Raw genomic sequence first — 15,611 nt, 5'->3', positions numbered from 1 at the left:
CATCGATGCTGGATGTGGCTCCTCGGGACTACCGTGACGCGATGGCCTGTCTCGGCGCGGCCGTCAACATCGTCACGACCGACGGTGCTGCGGGCCGCGCCGGATTCACGGCCTCCGCGATTTGCAGCGTTACAGATGATCCGCCGACGCTTCTGGTTTGCATCAATCGTTCCTCCTCGACCTATTCCAGCGTGACTCGCAACAAGGTGGTGTGCGTCAACGTGCTCTCGGCGAGGCACGAGCAACTGTCCCGCCTGTTCGGCGGAAGGTGCCTGCCGAGCAACGCTTCGCCGCCGCGGGTCTCACCGAAGCGCTACGAGTCGCGCCGGAGCTGCGCATGATCGCCCATGGCTTCTTCCTGCTCGGGCTCGTGTTCTGGTTTCCCAGCGGGTTTTCGTCGAAACGAAGGACCAGAGAATCTTCTCTTCATCGCGACCGGTACATATGCCCTGCTGCGTTGATGAGCCGCCTGCCGAGATGAAGTGCAGAGAGTTGAGTCATTAGTGGCGCTTATACCGTGAATTGTTACTTCCAATTTTACTTCGCAAAATCCCGCCCCTAGCCTCACGCGCAACTGATCACATCCGCAGCCGGTCAATGGCGATCGGGGCGAGCGTTCATCGTAACCAATGGGGGTTGCCATGTCTGACAGGATTAAGGGGGCATCCACTTCCGATCCGGCGGGAACGGAAGCGAGATCTGCCAAAAAGCTGAGCCGGCGCACGCTGTTGAAGGGGGTAGCCGCAGTTGCGGGCGCGGCCGCGGGGTCGGACGCGATCCGTGGATTCCCGACCATCTGGGCGCAGGAGATCAAGGACATCGAGCTCCGCCATGTCGGCGTGTCCTATTCGGTGGTGAAGGCGATCGGCGACCAGGCCGCCAAGGATCTCGGCTTCAAGGTGACGATGCAGAACCTTGACACCTCCGCCGCCATCAACCGCTTCATAAGCCAGCCTAATACGGTCGATATCGCCGATCTCGAGGGCTGGCAGGCGAAACTCGCCGCCAAGCGCGGCGTGATCCAGGGCATCGAGGTCAAGAAGATCAAGGAGTTCGACAACATCCTGCCGATCTTCACCAAGGGTGAGATCGACGGCCACAAGATCCCGCGCCAGGGCATCTCGCCCTATGAAGCCATGTACATCGCCAAGCCCGATGCGACTGATCTCAACGACGGCGTCACCGAATGGGCGACCTTCCTGCCGCAGGTCTACAACGCCGACTCCATCGGCTATCGCCCCGACCTCGTCGGCCATGAGGTGACCGAGTGGAAGGACCTGATCGATCCCAAGTTCAAGGGCAAGGCCGCTATCCTCGACGTGCCCGCGATCGGCATCATGGATGCGGCGCTCTGCTTCGAGAGCGCCGGGCTGATCAAGTACGGCAACAAGGGCAACATGACCAAGGAGGAAATCGACTTCACTTGCAACAAGCTGATCGAGCTGAAGAAGCAGGGCCAGTTCCGCGCGACCTGGACCACCTTCGACCAATCGGTGCAGCTGATGGCGGCGGGCGAGGTCATCATTCAGTCGATGTGGTCGCCGGCGGTCGCGGCGGTCCGCGTCAAGGAAATTCCCTGCGTCTACGCGCCCGTCAACGTCAAGAACGGCAAGGAAGGGTACCGCGGCTGGTGCAACGGCATGGGCCTGATGAAGCATCTCTCCGGCAAGAAATTGGATGCGGCCTATGAATATCTCAACTGGTACCTCTCGGGCTGGCAGGGCGGCTTCGTCGCGCGCTACGGCTATTACAGCCCGGTGCCCTCGACCGCGAAGAAATTCCTGACACCGGCGGAATGGGCGTTCTGGTACGAGGGCCAGCCCGCGCCAGAGGTGGTCAACGATCCCTACGGCGTTGCGATGGAGAAGGCCGGCACCAAGCGTGACGGCGGCTCGTTCCTCGACCGCGTCAAGAACATCTCCTGCTGGAACACGCTGATGGACGAGGCCGCCTACATGAACAAGCGCTGGAACGACTTCAAGGTGGCCTGAAACCTGCTTTCCCTGACGAAAGGCGCCGGCGCGGCGACGCGCCGGCGGGTGAGATTGACGTCGAGGCGTTCGCTGACATGCAGCCGAGTCCAACTCCATCGCGATCCAATCTGGCCGGCTGGCTCTACGTCTCGCCGCTCGTCCTGGTGCTCGTGCCCTTCTTCGTGGCGCCGATCCTTGTCGTGCTGGCCGCGAGCTTCTTCGCCACCGACGGCTTTGGCGGGCTGACGCCGGGCTTCACGCTGGCGAGCTACGTCGAGGTTCTGCACTCGGCGCTGACGCTGAAACTGTATCTGGCGACGATCAAGTTCACGGTGCTGACCTGGATCTTCACGCTGATCATCGGCTTCTTCGTCGCCTACTTCCTGGTGTTCCACGTCCGCAACCAGCTGCTCGCCATCGGCCTGTTCCTGTTGTGCACGGTGCCGTTCTGGACCTCGAACATCATCCGGATGATTTCCTGGATTCCACTTCTGGGAAAGGAAGGTCTGATCAACCAGGCGCTGCTTGGAATGGGCGTGATCCGCCAGCCACTGGACGTGCTGCTGTTCTCCGACCTCGCGGTGGTCATCGCCTATGTCCACCAGCTCACGATCTTCATGATCGTGCCGATCTTCAATTCGATGGCGCGGATCGACAAGAAGCTGATCGAGGCGGCGATCGACGCCGGCGCCAGCCGATTCGACATCATGCGCCTGATCGTGGTGCCGATGTCCAAGAGCGGCATCGCGCTCGGCACCATCTTCGTGGTCTCGATCGTGATGGGCGATTTCTTCGTGGTCAAGGTGATGTCCGGCGGTGGCTCCGCCTCGGTGGTCAGCGCGTTCTACGAGGACGTCGGCGTACTGCAATATCCGATCGCGGCCGCGAGCGCCGTGCTGCTGACGCTGGTGCTGATCGCAATCGTGTCGCTGATCCTGCGCACCGTCGATATCCGGCAGGAGATCACGCGATGAGCGCCGTTCTCGCCGACATGCCGGAGACGATCGCGCCTGCAACCAGCAGGGCGATCGCGCCGAGCAAGGGCGGGCGCCCTTGGACGTTCTACGTGTTGGCAGCGCTGTTCACGTTCTATGTACTCGCGCTCTACGGGCCGATGTTTTGCATCTATATCCTGTCGTTCCAGGACATCCGCGGCGGCCTCGTATTCCCGATGAAGGGCCATTCGATGCACTGGTTCGTCGATCTTTTCACCCAGGTGCGCACCGGCGACGTCAAGGGCTCGTTCGACCGCTCGATCAAGCTCGCGGTCATCGTCACCATCATCACGGTGGTGGTGTCGTTCCTCGCCGGCCTCGGCTTCCGCAAGCGCTTTCACGGCGACACGATCGTCTTCTACATGATGATCGGCAGCCTGGTTGCGCCCGGCCTCGTGCTCGGTCTCGGCACCGGCCTGCTGTTCCAGGCGCTCGGCCTGAATGCCAGCTGGTACACCTCGGCACTCGGCGCCCAGCTGTCCTGGACGCTGCCATTCGGCGTGCTCGTGATGTTCGCCGTGATGTCGCGCTTCAACCACGTCTGGGAGGAGGCGGCCTACGATCTCGGCGCCAGCCGCTGGCAGTCGATCCGGCTGGTGACGATCCCGGTGCTGGCGCCCGGCCTCGTTGCGGTCGCGCTGTTCGGCTTCACGCTGTCCTATGACGAATTCGCCCGCAGCCTTCAGACCGCGGGCTCGCTGAACACGCTGCCGCTGGAAATCTGGAGCATGACGCTGAACGTCACCTCGCCCTCGCTCTACGCGCTCGGCACGGTGACCACCATCGTCTCCTTCATCGTGATCGGTGCCAGCCTCGGCACCATCGTGCTGATCCAGAAGACGCGCGGCAGCCGGGCAAAGGGATAGGAATGAAGAACGATCGCGGCGATATCGAACTGGCGGGTGTCTGCAAGAGCTTCGACGGCGTCACCAATGTGGTCGACGGCGTCAATTTGAAGATCGCGGACGGCGCCTATTGCTGCTTCATCGGCCCCTCCGGCTGCGGCAAGACCACGATCCTGCGCATGATTGCAGGCCATGAGGACCCGACTGCGGGCGAGATCGCCATCGGCGGCCAGAGCGTCGTCGGGCTCGCGCCGGTGCAGCGGCGCACGGCGATGATGTTCCAGTCCTATGCGTTGTTCCCTCATCTGACCGTGCGGGAGAATATTGCCTTTGCCCTGCGCGCGCGCGGCATGTCCAAGGCTGATCGTCTGCGTGCGGCAGACGCGATGATCGAGAAGGTGCGGCTGACGCAATTCGCCGATCGCTTGCCGGCCCAGCTCTCCGGCGGCCAGCAACAACGGGTGGCGCTGGCGCGTGCGGCGATCACCGAGCCGCGCGTGCTGCTGCTCGACGAGCCGCTGTCGGCGCTCGATGAGCAGCTCCGCGTCCAGATGCGGCAGGAGCTCAGGCGGATGCAGCAGGAGCTCGGCATCACCTTCATCCACGTCACCCATACCCAGCTCGAGGCGATTGCGCTCGCCGACCTCGTCGTGGTGATGGAGCAAGGCAAGATCAAGCAAGCCGGACCGGCGCGTGAGGTCTACGCTCATCCGCACGACCGTTACGTCGCGGAGTTCATGGGTGGCCAGAACGTGCTGTCGGGCCGCGTCGAGAAGGTCAACGGCGCAAGCTTCACGCTCGCGCAGGCGACTCCCTCAGGCATCGAGGTGCCGCTTCAGGCGCGCCCGTCCGTCAGCGTCGGCGACAAGGTCGATATCGCGGTGCGCCGCGACGATGTCGCGCTGGTCAGGCCGGGCAGGGACTTGCCGCCGGGTTGCACCACGTCGCTGCCGAGCCGGGTGCTCGCGATCGAATACCAGGGCTATTTTGTCAAGGTCATGCTCGACACCGTGCCGGACGACGAGTTCGTCGCCTATGTGCCCGAGAAGACCTTCTTCGCAGATCCCTTCACCGTCGGCGATGTCGTGATGGCCACATGGGCCACCGGCAGCGCGCTTCCACTCGCCTAAAGACCCGTCGCGCACAGGAGTATGACCGTGCAAATATCCTTCACACTCAACGGACGGCCAACCACTGTCGATGTCGAGCCCGCAACGCTCGTCGCCGATTTCTTGCGCGAGCAGCTCAATCTCACCGGCACGCATATCGGCTGCGATACCAGCCAGTGCGGCGCCTGCGTGGTGCACCTCAATGGTCTTCCCGTTAAGAGCTGCACGTTGTTGGCGCCCGCGCTGGATGGCGCGACACTGCTCACGATCGAAGGTTTGCAAGGCGCGCCGGGCGCGAACCGGATGCATCCGATGCAAGAGGCGTTTCGCGAGCATCACGGCCTGCAATGCGGCTTCTGCACGCCGGGCATGCTGATGACGGCCGTGGCGCTCGCGACCGAGAAGCCGGACCTGACGGAGGCCGATGTCCGTCATGGCCTCGAAGGCAACATCTGCCGCTGCACCGGCTACCAGAACATCGTCGTCTCGGTCATGGCCGGCGCCGCCGCCATGAACGCCGCCAAGGGAGAGTGACCATGGGCAATGTGATCGGCATCGGCGCCGCACCGAAGCGGAAAGAGGACCAACGCTTTCTCACCGGCCGCGGCAATTACGTCTCCGACATCAAGCGCCCCGGCATGACGGCGGGCGTGTTCGTGCGCTCGCCGCACGGCCACGCGGTGCTGCGCGGCATCGACAAGAGCGCAGCGCTGGCTTCGCCCGGCGTCATCGCGGTGCTGACCGGCGACGATGTCGCCGACGATGGACTGGGTTCACTGCCCTGCGGTTGGGGCATCACGGACGCCAAGGGCGTGCCGATGAAGGAGCCGCCGTTCCCGATGCTGGCCCAGAACAAGGTGCGCTTCGCCGGCGACATGGTCGGTTTCGTCGTCGCGGAGACGCCGGAGCAGGCCAATGCGGCGGCTGAACTGCTGAAGGTCGACTACGAGGTGCTGCCCTCCGTCGTCGGCGTGCTCGAGGCGATCCGGCCGGACGCGCCGCAATTGTTCGACGACGTGCCGAACAACATTTGCTGCGACTGGGAGCTCGGTGACAAGGTCGCGGTCGAGGCTGCATTCAAGAAGGCGGCGCATGTCGCCAAGCTGAGCCTCGTCAACAACCGCCTGATCGGCAATCCCATGGAGCCGCGGGCGGCGATCGCCGAATATGAGCCGGGCACTGATCGCTTCACGCTGTGGACCACGAGCCAGTTCCCGCATGTCGTGCGCTTCCTGATGGGGGCGCTGGTGCTGAACATTCCCCAGCACAAGCTGCGCGTGGTCGCGCCCGATGTCGGCGGCGGGTTTGGCGTCAAGCAGTTCCATTACGGCGAGGAGGCCGTAGTCACATGGGCGGCCAAGCGCGTGAGGCGGCCGGTGAAATGGGTCGCGAGCCGATCGGAGGGCTACGTCTCAGATCGTCACGGCCGCGATCACGTCACCGAGGCCGAGCTCGCGCTCGACGAGACTGGAAAATTCCTCGCCTTCCGCGTCAACACGCTCGCCAATATGGGCGGCTATCTCTCGACCTTCGGACCAAACATCCCGACCAATCTTTATGGACCGCTGCTCGGCGGCGTCTACACCACGCCAGCGATCTACTGCAACGTGAAGGTGGTCTTCACCAACACCGTACCGGTCGACGCCTATCGTGGCGCAGGACGGCCCGAGGCGACCTTCGTGCTGGAGCGCATCGTTGACGTCGCGGCCAGCGAGATGGGGATTGACCGCGTGGAGATCCGCCGCCGCAACATGATCCCGAAGGAAGCCTATCCGTACCAGACGCCGGTGCTGGTGCAGTATGATTCCGGCGATCCCATGGGCTGCCTCGACGGCGCCCTGGTCGCCGCCGAGGTCAAGAATTTTGGCGTACGCAAGGCGGCATCCGCCAGCAAGGGCAAGTTTCGCGGGCTCGGTTACTCCACCTATGTCGAGGCTTGCGGCCTCGCGCCGTCGCGCTTCGCCGGACGGCTCGGTGCGCGCGGCGGTCTCTATGAGAGCGCCACGGTGCGTGTGCATCCGACCGGCCAGGTGACGGTCATGGTCGGCACGCACAATCACGGCCAGGGCCACGAGACGACCTTCGCGCAGATCGTTTCAGACAAGCTCGGCGTCGCGTTCGAGAATGTCGACATCGTGTTCGGCGACACCGACCGTGTGCAGTTCGGCATGGGCACCTACGGCTCGCGCTCACTGGTCGTCGGCGGCGCCGCCCTGTCGAAGGCGACCGACAAGGTGATCGTCAAGGGCAAGAAGATCGCCGCGCATCTGCTCGAAGCGTCCGAAGCCGATATCCACTTCGAGGCCGGCAAGTTTTCCGTCGCCGGCACGGACCGCATCAAGACCTTCGAGGAGATCGCAGGTGCGGCCTATGTGCCGCACAATTATCCGCTCGAGGTGCTGGAGCCGGGGCTGGAGGAGCAGGCCTATTACGACCCCGTCAACTTCACCTATCCCGGCGGTTGCCACATCGCCGAGGTCGAGGTCGATCCCGAGACCGGTACGGTGACGCTGGTGAACTACACCGCGGTCGACGACGTCGGCACGGTCATCAACCCGATGATCGTCGAGGGCCAGCTGCATGGCGGTATCGTGCAGGGTGTCGGCCAGGCGTTGTTCGAGAACGCGGTCTATGACGAAGGATCGGGCCAGCTGCTGTCGGGTTCGCTGATGGATTACTGCATGCCGCGCGCCGACCATTTGCCGATGATGAAGGTCGCGACGCATTCGACGCTCTGCACGCACACCCCGATGGGCGTAAAGGGCTGCGGCGAGGTCGGCACCATCGGATCGCCCGCCGCCGTCATCAATGCGGTGGTCGATGCACTCTCGCATCTCGGCGTCACCCATGTCGACATGCCGGCGACGCCGAACCGGATCTGGCGCCTGCTGCAAAACGCGTCGCTGCCGGTCGCGGCGGAATAGGGAGGACCAAAATGAAACCGTTTGCCTATCATCAGCCGGATCAGATTCCCGGCGCGGCGAAGCTCCTGACCTCGATCGCGGACAGCAAGCTCGTTGCCGGCGGGATGACGCTGATCCCGACGCTGAAGCAACGGCTGGCCAATCCGCCTGCGCTGATCGATCTGTCGAAGCTCGGCTCGCTGAAGGGCATCACCGACGGCGGCGCGACCATCACGATTGGCGCGATGACCCCGCATGCGGTGGTCGCAGCGTCCAAGCTGGTACAGACGAAAATTCCGGGGCTGGCGGCGTTGGCCTCGATGATCGGCGATCCCGCCGTGCGCAGCCGCGGCACCATCGGCGGCTCGGTCGCCAACAATGATCCGGCGGCTGACTATCCCGCCGGCGTGCTCGGTCTCGGCGCGACCGTCATCACCAGCACGCGTGAGATCGCTGCCGACAAGTTCTTCCTCGGGCTGTTCGAGACGGCGCTTGAACCCGGCGAGATCATTACTGCCATCCGCTTTCCGGTGCCGCTCAAGGCAGGCTACGAAAAATTCAAAGCGCCGGCTTCGCGTTACGCGCTGGTCGGCGTGTTCGTCGCGAAATTTGCCGATGGCGTTCGCGTCGCCGTCACCGGCGCGGGGCCGGGCGTGTTCCGTGTGCCGCCGATGGAGGCGGCGCTGTCGGGCAATTTCGATCCCTCCGCGATCGCGGCGATCAAGATCGACAATGACGGCCTCACCTCCGACATCCATGCCGAAGCCGATTACCGGGCGCATCTCGTCACGGTGATGGCCAAGCGCGCCGTCGACGCGGCGCTCAGCTAATTCTTCAGGGTTGATGATGACTGATGGTCCCGGCCGAACGGCCTTCCCGCCGGCGCCGACTGATCTTGGCGCGCTCTCTGTTACCGAGATCATGGCCGGCTACCGGCGCAAGACGTTCACCCCGCGCGATGTCGTCGACGACACCATCGCCGCGCTTCAGGCGACGAACGAGGCCTGCAACGCGGTGGTGACGCCGATGTACGAGCAGGCGAGGGCGGAGGCCGATCGTCTCACCCGGGAGATGCGGGCGGGGGAGGCCACGGGGCCACTTGCCGGCGTGCCTGTTACGATCAAGGATCTCGTCTTCGTCGCAGGCGTGCCGGCTTATGCCGGCTCGCCGATGAACAAGGCGTTCGTGCCCGATGTCGATGCTGCCGTGGTGTCGGCGCTGAAGGCTTCGGGCGCCATCATCACTTGCAAGACCACCACCTGCGAGTCCGGTTACAAGCTGACCGCGGACAGCCCGGTCACCGGCACGACGCGCAATCCTTGGAATCTCGGCCGCACCAGCGGCGGCTCGAGCGGCGGTGCGGCGGCGGGCGTGGCCGCCGGCTGCGGCCCGATCGCGATCGGCACCGACGGCGTCGGCTCGATCCGCGTGCCCTCGTCCTTCTGCGGCGTATTCGGCCTGAAGCCGACATTCGGCCTCGTGCCGCGCTCGCCCGGCTTCTCGCCGCCGTCCTGGGCTTCGCTCGCCCATACCGGACCGATCACGCGCACGGTGGCGGACGCCGCGCTCACGCTGGAGATTATTGCCGGCTATGATATGCGCGATGCCGCAAGCCTGCCGGTACCATCCCGCCGCTTCGACACCAACGCCGCGCCGTTGAACGGAATCCGCATCGGCGCCAGCGTCGATCTCGGCTACGGCGCCGTCAGTCCCGAAGTGAGAGCAGCGTTCAACAAGGCGCTTGCCATTCTCGATTCTTGCGGCGCGCAGGTGACCATGGATGGTCCGGGCCTCGACCCCGGTATTCTCGAACACACCTTGAAGCCGATCGCCTTCACCGAGCAGGCGGCGGCGGTCGCGACCAGGACCTCGGCCGAACTCGCGAGCTCCGAGGCCGACTATCGCGACGTCGTCAGCGCCGGTCGGCACTACAGCGGCACGGACTATATCGAGGCCGGCTACCGGCGCGGCCAGGCGCGCAATGCGTTCCTGAAGTTGTTCGAGCGCGTCGATGCGCTGGTGACCCCGACCGTCGCGGTGACCGCGTTCGAGGCTGGGCAGATCGGCGTCGGCTCGATCGACGGCCGCGAGGTGGACCCGCATCTTGGCTGGTCGCCCTTCACCTGGCCGATCAATCTCGCCGGCCTTCCGGCGGCAACGCTCCCCTGCGGCTTCGACAGCGACGGCATGCCGATTGGCCTCCAGATTGTCGCGACCTGGCTCGACGAGCCTACGATCTTCCGCATCGCCGCCGCGTTCGAGGCGGCGCAGCCCTGGGCGAAGTTCTGGCCGCAGCTGGCGCTGCGCCAGAAGGCGTGAGCTAGGACAGCTCGATCGGCGCCCCGCGGCCGCCGAGCTCTTCATCGAGCCGCAGATAGTGCGCGAGATAGTCGTGCAGCGCCGTCGCGGCCTTGGACGTTGCGCCGCTCGACTTGTAGAGCAAGAGCTCGATCTTCGGCAGCGGCGGTAGCCCCTCATTCGGCCCGATTTCGCGCATCGCCGGCACCAGCGCGCTGCGGCCCAGCACGGTCACGGCTATGCCCGCGAAGGCCGCGGCCTGAAGACCACCGACGCTTTCGCTGACGCAGGCGATGCGCCAGCGCAAATTCGCGCGCTCCAGCGTGTCGATGGCGTAGTCGCGATAGATGTTGCCGGGCGGCAAGAGCGCCAGCGGAATCGGGCGCTCCTGATGCGCGGCGGATTGCTCGCCGGTCATCCAGACCAGTTGCTCGCGCCGCACCACCTGGCCGCCGGTGAAATCGTTCATGCGCGTAACCAGCGCGATGTCGACGTCGCCGCGCTTGACGAGGCCGACTAGCGGTGTCGAGAGCGCGCAGTTGAGCTCGACCTGCACGCGCGGAAAGGATTTCCGGAACACGCTGAGGATCTGAGGCAGCATGAAAGCGGCATAGAGATCGGGCGTGCCGAGCACGACTTGGCCCTCGATCTCCTGTGACGCCAATTGCGAAATCAGCTCGTCATGCAACCTCAGGATGGATTTGGCGTAGGTTAGGACGATGGTGCCGTCGTCGGTCAGCGTCAGCCTGCGGCCGCCATGCTCGAACAATTGCTTTCCGGTCAGTTCCTCCAGCCGCTGCAATTGCAGAGTGATCGCCGGCTGCGTGCGGCCCAGCCGTCGCGCTGTCTCGGTGATGCTGCCGGTCTCGACCACCGAGATCAGCGACCGGAGCATGCGGATGTCGAGACTGATCAGGTTCATGCGGCGTCCATATCGCCCAGAATTTATGCAAAATCCATGCTAGCGCACGTAGCGTCGCGGTCATGGCGACGCAGCCGGACCCGCTTCAATCAGAGGAAGCTAGCCCATTCGCGACGACGTCATCAATCGCGACATCGAGACCGAGGCGCGGCGAGAGCGCGATGCGCTGACCGCTAATGTCGTCGGTCTGCGAGACGAAGGTGCAGGCGGCGTTCTCGGCTTGCGGCATGCCGAGCTGATCTGATCGGGCGCAATGGCGCTGCACAGATTTGCTGCATGGCGATATGAATTACAGCAGTCTGCGCTGCAATAACGCGCTTGACTTCGCTTTCGATCTCAACGACCGTGTCGTCCAAGCGTTGGGCAGCTCGGCCCGTCAACGCGACGAGTTCAAATCATTTCCAACACCACGCGCATCTCGCGTGTTCGGTTGGCGGCGAGGGCGCCCTCGGCTTAACGGCCGGCGGGCGCTTTTTTTGTTTTGGATCGAGTGATGGCGCGGACGCGATATCGTATCGGTGTGATGTTCTCGACCACGGGGTCGTACAGCGTCGTCGCACGTTCGATGCTCAATGGAGCGCTGCTCGCGTTCAATGAGATGAACGCCGGCTCCGACACGATTGCGCTTGAGCCGGTCGTGGTCGATCCCACCGGCGATCTCGCCCGGTACCGCTCGCTCAGCCGCGACCTGCTCAACTCCGGGATCCGTCACGTCGTCGGCTGCTACACCTCCTCGAGCCGGAAGGAGGTCATTCCCTGCTTCGAGAAGTTCGACGGCATGCTCTGGTATCCGTCGCACTACGAAGGTTTCGAGAGCTCCGACAACGTCGTCTATACGGGGGCCGCGCCAAATCAGCACGTCCTCCCGCTGGTTGACTATCTCGCCACGCGCGTCGGCAAGCGCGCCTTCTGCGTCGGCTCCAACTACATCTGGGCGTGGGAGAACAACCGCATCTTCCGCGAGGCGCTCGCCGCGCGTGGCGGCACCGTGCTCGCCGAGCGCTATCTCTCGGTCGGCGATACGGAGGTCGACCAGGTGATCGCGGCGATCATCGACCAGCGGCCCGACTTCGTCTTCAATAACTTGATTGGCACCAGCGCCTACGCCTTCTTTCGCGCGTTCCGCGCCGCCTGTCGCGCGCGTGGCATCGATCAGGCTGCGGAAATCCCGGTTGCCAGCTGCACGCTTTCGGAGCCGGAGTTGCCGGAGATCGGCCCTGATGCGGTCGATGGACATTTGTCGTCGAGCGTCTATTTCTCGTCGCTGAACTCCCCTGAAAATGCCGCCTTCATCGCAGCCTATACGCGATCCTTTCCGGAAGGGCCGGTGTCGTCGGCCGATGCCGAAGCTTCCTACATCGCCGTCAAGCTGCTCGCAGCGGCCTTATCGCAGGCCGGCAGCGACGACGCTCGCACGGTGCGGGCCGCGGTCGCCGACCAGCGGCTGCGCGCGCCGCAAGGGGAGGTCCGCATCGACCGGCAGACCTTTCACGCCTGGCTCACGCCGCGGATCGGCCGCTCGGCGGCCCACGGGCAGTTCGAAGTGCTGCTGGAATCGCGCGAGCCGATCGCGCCCGATCCATATCTCGTCCAGTCGTCGCCGCGCTTCGCCAGCGCGATGCGCTCTCCGCTGTTGAAGGTGGTGCAATCATGAGCTCCCGACTGCTACAGAACTTCAAGGGCGGCCGTGCCATCGTAGTCACCCGGCGAGGGGGATGGGAGAGCACGCTCGAAACCACGCTGGCCAAGCTCGGCGTCTCCACTGAATACCCTGAAATCATCGACGGCCAGGCCCAGATCGACGTTGTTGGCCTTCAGGCCGATCGCGACATCCTGTTCGTCGACGGCGATCTCGAAGGCGCGGTCGCGATCGAGGTCAACCCGGCTTCGCGGCTGCCGCCGGTTCCGGTGGTCGGTCTCGTCGGCGTCGAAGCGCCCAGCCGGCTGAAGGCGCTGGTCAATCTCGGTGCCACCTCGTTTCTGCGCAAACCGGTGCATGGCGGTGCGGTCTACACGTCCCTGTTCATGGGCATCAACCAGTTCCTGCTGCGCGCCGAAATGTATGAGCGCCTGCAAGGCCTCGAGGAGCGCCGCCGCGGCCGCCGGGCGGTGATCCGGGCGGTCATCCTGCTAATGCAGCAGGATGGCCTCGACGAGGAAGGTGCCTATTCCCAGCTCCGTCGCGACAGCATGCGCGCGCGGCAGAACATGGAACTCTATTGCGAGGAGTTTCTGAGCAAGCGGGCGAAGCCGCCCGACACGTCCGGCCGCACGACCGGCATTACGCTGCAAGGCGGTAAGAAGCAGGCCATCTAGGAGAAGCAAAATGAGCAAGTCTGTATTGCGGGGGCTGCGCGCCGCAGCCCTCACGGGGACGCTTGTCCTCGGATCATCCCTTGGATCACAATTGGCGCTCGCGGCGGAAAACCCGATCAAGCTCGGCGTTCTGGAGGATCAGTCTGGCGACTTCGCCGCGGCGACGATCGGCAAGGTTCACGCCATCCAGCTCGCCGCCGACGAGATCAACAAGGCAGGCGGCATCATGGGCCGGCCGCTGGAGCTCGTTGCCTACGACACCCAGTCCGACAACACCCGCTACCAGGAGTTCATGCGGCGCGTGCTCCAGCGCGACAAGGTCGACGTCGTGTTCGCGGGCTTCTCTTCGGCCTCGCGCGAGGCGTACCGCCCGATCGTCGACCAGTTCAACGGCTTCGCCTTCTACAACAACCAGTACGAAGGCGGCGTGTGCGACGGCCACATGATCGTGACCGGCGCCGTGCCGGAGCAGCAGTTCTCGACCCTCATTCCCTACATGATGGAGAAGTACGGCAAGAACGTCTACACGCTCGCAGCCGACTACAATTTCGGCCAGATCTCGGCGGAATGGGTGCGCAAGATCGTCAAGGAGAACGGCGGCAAGATGGCCGGCGAGGAGTTCATCCCGCTCGGCGTGTCGCAATTCTCCCAGAGTATCCAGAACATCCAGAAGGCCAAGCCGGACTTCGTGGTCACGCTGCTGGTCGGCACCGCGCAGGCCTCCTATTACGAGCAGGCGGCTTCCGCCAACGTCAACCTGCCGATGGCGTCCTCGGTGAACGTCGGGCAGGGCTACGAGCACAAGCGCTTCAAGCCGCCGAGCCTGAAGGACATGTATGTCACCACCAACTACATCGAGGAGATCGACTCGCCCAAGAGCAAGGAATTTTACGCCAAGTTCAAGGCGAAGTTCCCGAGCGAGCCGTATGTGAACCAGGAGGCGGAGAACTCCTATCTGGCGGTCTATCTCTACAAGCAGATGGTGGAGCGCGCGAAGTCGACCAAGCGCGAGGAGATCCGCAAGGTGATCGCGCTCGGCGACGTCTGCATGGACGCGCCGGAAGGCAAGGTCTGCATCGACCCTAAGAGCCAGCACATGTCGCACACGATCTATCTCGCCAAAGTCGGTGCCGATCACTCGATCTCGTTCCCGAAGACCTGGGAGGACATCAAGCCGTACTGGCTCGGTGAAGCCGGCTGCGATCTCACCAAGAAGGATCCGATGGCCCAGTACACGCCGTCGAATCCGCCGCCGAAACCCTGACCGGCGGCTGATCGCTCCGGCGCTCGCGGCGCGCCGGGGCGATTACGGATATCTGCGACGGCAACGCCGCATCCTCCCACTTCCTGGTTGATTCATGGACATCGCGACCCACGTATTCTCGGCGCTCTATCAATTCGGCGACGCCTTCGCGTTTCTGGTGCTTTCGGCCTGCGGGCTCGCGGTGATCTTCGGCATGATGGGCGTGATCAATCTTGCCCATGGCGAGTTCATCATGTGCGGCGCCTACGTCACGGCCGCGACTGTGCATGCCGGCCTGCCGCTCCCACTGGGAATACTTGCCGGCACTCTCGTCTCGGCGCTGGTCGGCGTCGTGGTGGAGCTCGCAGTGATCCGTCATCTCTACGACCGGCCGCTCGATACCATCGTCGCGACCTGGGGGCTCAGCTTGATTGCGACGCAGGGCACGCTGATCATGGTGGGCTCGACCATGGCAGGCGTCGGCACGCCGTTCGGCAGCTTCCAGGTCGGTGACTACTCCTATTCGATCTATCGCATCGTGCTGTTCTGTGCCGCACTCGGTGTGCTGGCGGGGCTCTATGCGCTGTTCAACTGGACGCGCTTCGGCGTGCTGGCACGTGCCACCATCCAGGTGCCGCATATGGCGGCCGCGCTCGGCGTCGATACGCGCCTGATCTACAGCCTCACCTTCGCCTGCGGCGCAGGGCTCGCCGGCCTTGCCGGCGGGCTCTACGCGCCGACCATGACGCTGGTGCCGACCATGGGCGCGACCTTCATCATGGAGGCCTTCGTTACCGTCGTGATCGGCGGCGCGGACGTCTTCCTCGGCACGGCGCCTGCGGGTGGCGTACTCGCGGTGGTGAAATCGGCGATGACGTCCTGGCAGGGGCAGCTGTTCGGTCAGATCGGTCTGCTGGTCGCCGTCATCATCGTGGTCCGGGTGCTGCCGAAGGGCATTTCCGGCTTCGTGCTGCGCGAGCGCACCTGACGGAGTGATGGCGTCGTGA

Annotated in this window: 14 protein-coding genes and 2 pseudogenes; 14 read left to right on the top strand and 2 right to left on the bottom strand. The window is 64.3% G+C overall.

Translation table 11 applies throughout. The annotated features are described in order from the left end of the window. Positions 1–5 precede the first annotated feature (5 nt). From ACR9YP_RS29205 to ACR9YP_RS29160, 10 genes and pseudogenes are all read left to right on the top strand, one after another. A pseudogene (locus ACR9YP_RS29205) lies at positions 6–295 on the top strand (flavin reductase); the annotation flags it as partial. Between the two features lie 3 nt (positions 296–298). Then, positions 299–481: pseudogene (locus ACR9YP_RS29200) on the top strand (hypothetical protein); the annotation flags it as partial. 160 nt (positions 482–641) lie between these two features. After that, positions 642–1,991 (top strand): ABC transporter substrate-binding protein, encoded by a 1,350-nt coding sequence (locus ACR9YP_RS29195; protein ID WP_474217683.1) that lies wholly within the window; start codon positions 642–644, stop codon positions 1,989–1,991. A gap of 77 nt (positions 1,992–2,068) precedes the next feature. After that, on the top strand, positions 2,069–2,947 hold the full coding sequence (locus ACR9YP_RS29190; RefSeq protein ID WP_438109224.1) for an ABC transporter permease: 879 nt from the start codon (positions 2,069–2,071) through the stop codon (positions 2,945–2,947). Then, positions 2,944–3,834: an ABC transporter permease gene (locus ACR9YP_RS29185; RefSeq protein WP_438109222.1), complete on the top strand. Its 891-nt coding sequence runs from the start codon at positions 2,944–2,946 to the stop codon at positions 3,832–3,834. The genes ACR9YP_RS29190 and ACR9YP_RS29185 overlap by 4 nt, the downstream gene beginning before the upstream one ends. Before the next feature lie 2 nt (positions 3,835–3,836). Then, positions 3,837–4,943: an ABC transporter ATP-binding protein gene (locus ACR9YP_RS29180; RefSeq protein WP_438109220.1), complete on the top strand. Its 1,107-nt coding sequence runs from the start codon at positions 3,837–3,839 to the stop codon at positions 4,941–4,943. A 21-nt stretch (positions 4,944–4,964) separates the two neighbouring features. Beyond that, positions 4,965–5,456 (top strand): (2Fe-2S)-binding protein, encoded by a 492-nt coding sequence (locus ACR9YP_RS29175; protein WP_438109218.1) that lies wholly within the window; start codon positions 4,965–4,967, stop codon positions 5,454–5,456. Positions 5,457–5,458: 2 nt separating this feature from the next. Further along, on the top strand, positions 5,459–7,846 hold the full coding sequence (locus tag ACR9YP_RS29170) for a xanthine dehydrogenase family protein molybdopterin-binding subunit (RefSeq protein WP_474217682.1): 2,388 nt from the start codon (positions 5,459–5,461) through the stop codon (positions 7,844–7,846). A gap of 11 nt (positions 7,847–7,857) precedes the next feature. Next, positions 7,858–8,655: an FAD binding domain-containing protein gene (locus tag ACR9YP_RS29165; protein WP_474217681.1), complete on the top strand. Its 798-nt coding sequence runs from the start codon at positions 7,858–7,860 to the stop codon at positions 8,653–8,655. A gap of 16 nt (positions 8,656–8,671) precedes the next feature. After that, positions 8,672–10,144 (top strand): amidase, encoded by a 1,473-nt coding sequence (locus ACR9YP_RS29160; protein ID WP_474217680.1) that lies wholly within the window; start codon positions 8,672–8,674, stop codon positions 10,142–10,144. Position 10,145: 1 nt separating this feature from the next. Here ACR9YP_RS29160 and ACR9YP_RS29155 read toward each other — a convergent pair whose 3' ends face one another. After that, positions 10,146–11,045: a LysR substrate-binding domain-containing protein gene (locus tag ACR9YP_RS29155; protein WP_438109216.1), complete on the bottom strand. Its 900-nt coding sequence runs from the start codon at positions 11,043–11,045 to the stop codon at positions 10,146–10,148. 85 nt (positions 11,046–11,130) lie between these two features. Then, positions 11,131–11,274 (bottom strand): hypothetical protein, encoded by a 144-nt coding sequence (locus tag ACR9YP_RS29150; RefSeq protein ID WP_176945635.1) that lies wholly within the window; start codon positions 11,272–11,274, stop codon positions 11,131–11,133. Positions 11,275–11,538: 264 nt separating this feature from the next. Between ACR9YP_RS29150 and ACR9YP_RS29145 the strand changes: the two genes are divergently transcribed. From ACR9YP_RS29145 to ACR9YP_RS29130, 4 genes are all read left to right on the top strand, one after another. Continuing rightward, positions 11,539–12,699, top strand: a complete 1,161-nt coding sequence (locus tag ACR9YP_RS29145; protein WP_091888806.1) for a transporter substrate-binding domain-containing protein — start codon at positions 11,539–11,541, stop codon at positions 12,697–12,699. Next, positions 12,696–13,361 (top strand): ANTAR domain-containing response regulator, encoded by a 666-nt coding sequence (locus ACR9YP_RS29140; protein ID WP_091888804.1) that lies wholly within the window; start codon positions 12,696–12,698, stop codon positions 13,359–13,361. The genes ACR9YP_RS29145 and ACR9YP_RS29140 overlap by 4 nt, the downstream gene beginning before the upstream one ends. Positions 13,362–13,371: 10 nt before the next feature. Then, positions 13,372–14,625, top strand: coding sequence for an urea ABC transporter substrate-binding protein (locus ACR9YP_RS29135; protein ID WP_438109213.1), 1,254 nt, complete (start codon positions 13,372–13,374; stop codon positions 14,623–14,625). Positions 14,626–14,719: 94 nt separating this feature from the next. Further along, positions 14,720–15,592 carry an ABC transporter permease subunit gene (locus tag ACR9YP_RS29130; RefSeq protein WP_091888800.1) on the top strand — a complete coding sequence of 291 codons (873 nt, stop codon included), beginning with the start codon at positions 14,720–14,722 and terminating at the stop codon, positions 15,590–15,592. The last annotated feature ends 19 nt before the right edge of the window (positions 15,593–15,611 follow it).

Source organism: Bradyrhizobium sp. BR14999 (assembly GCF_056106085.1).
This window is presented reverse-complemented; position numbering and strand designations above follow the sequence as displayed.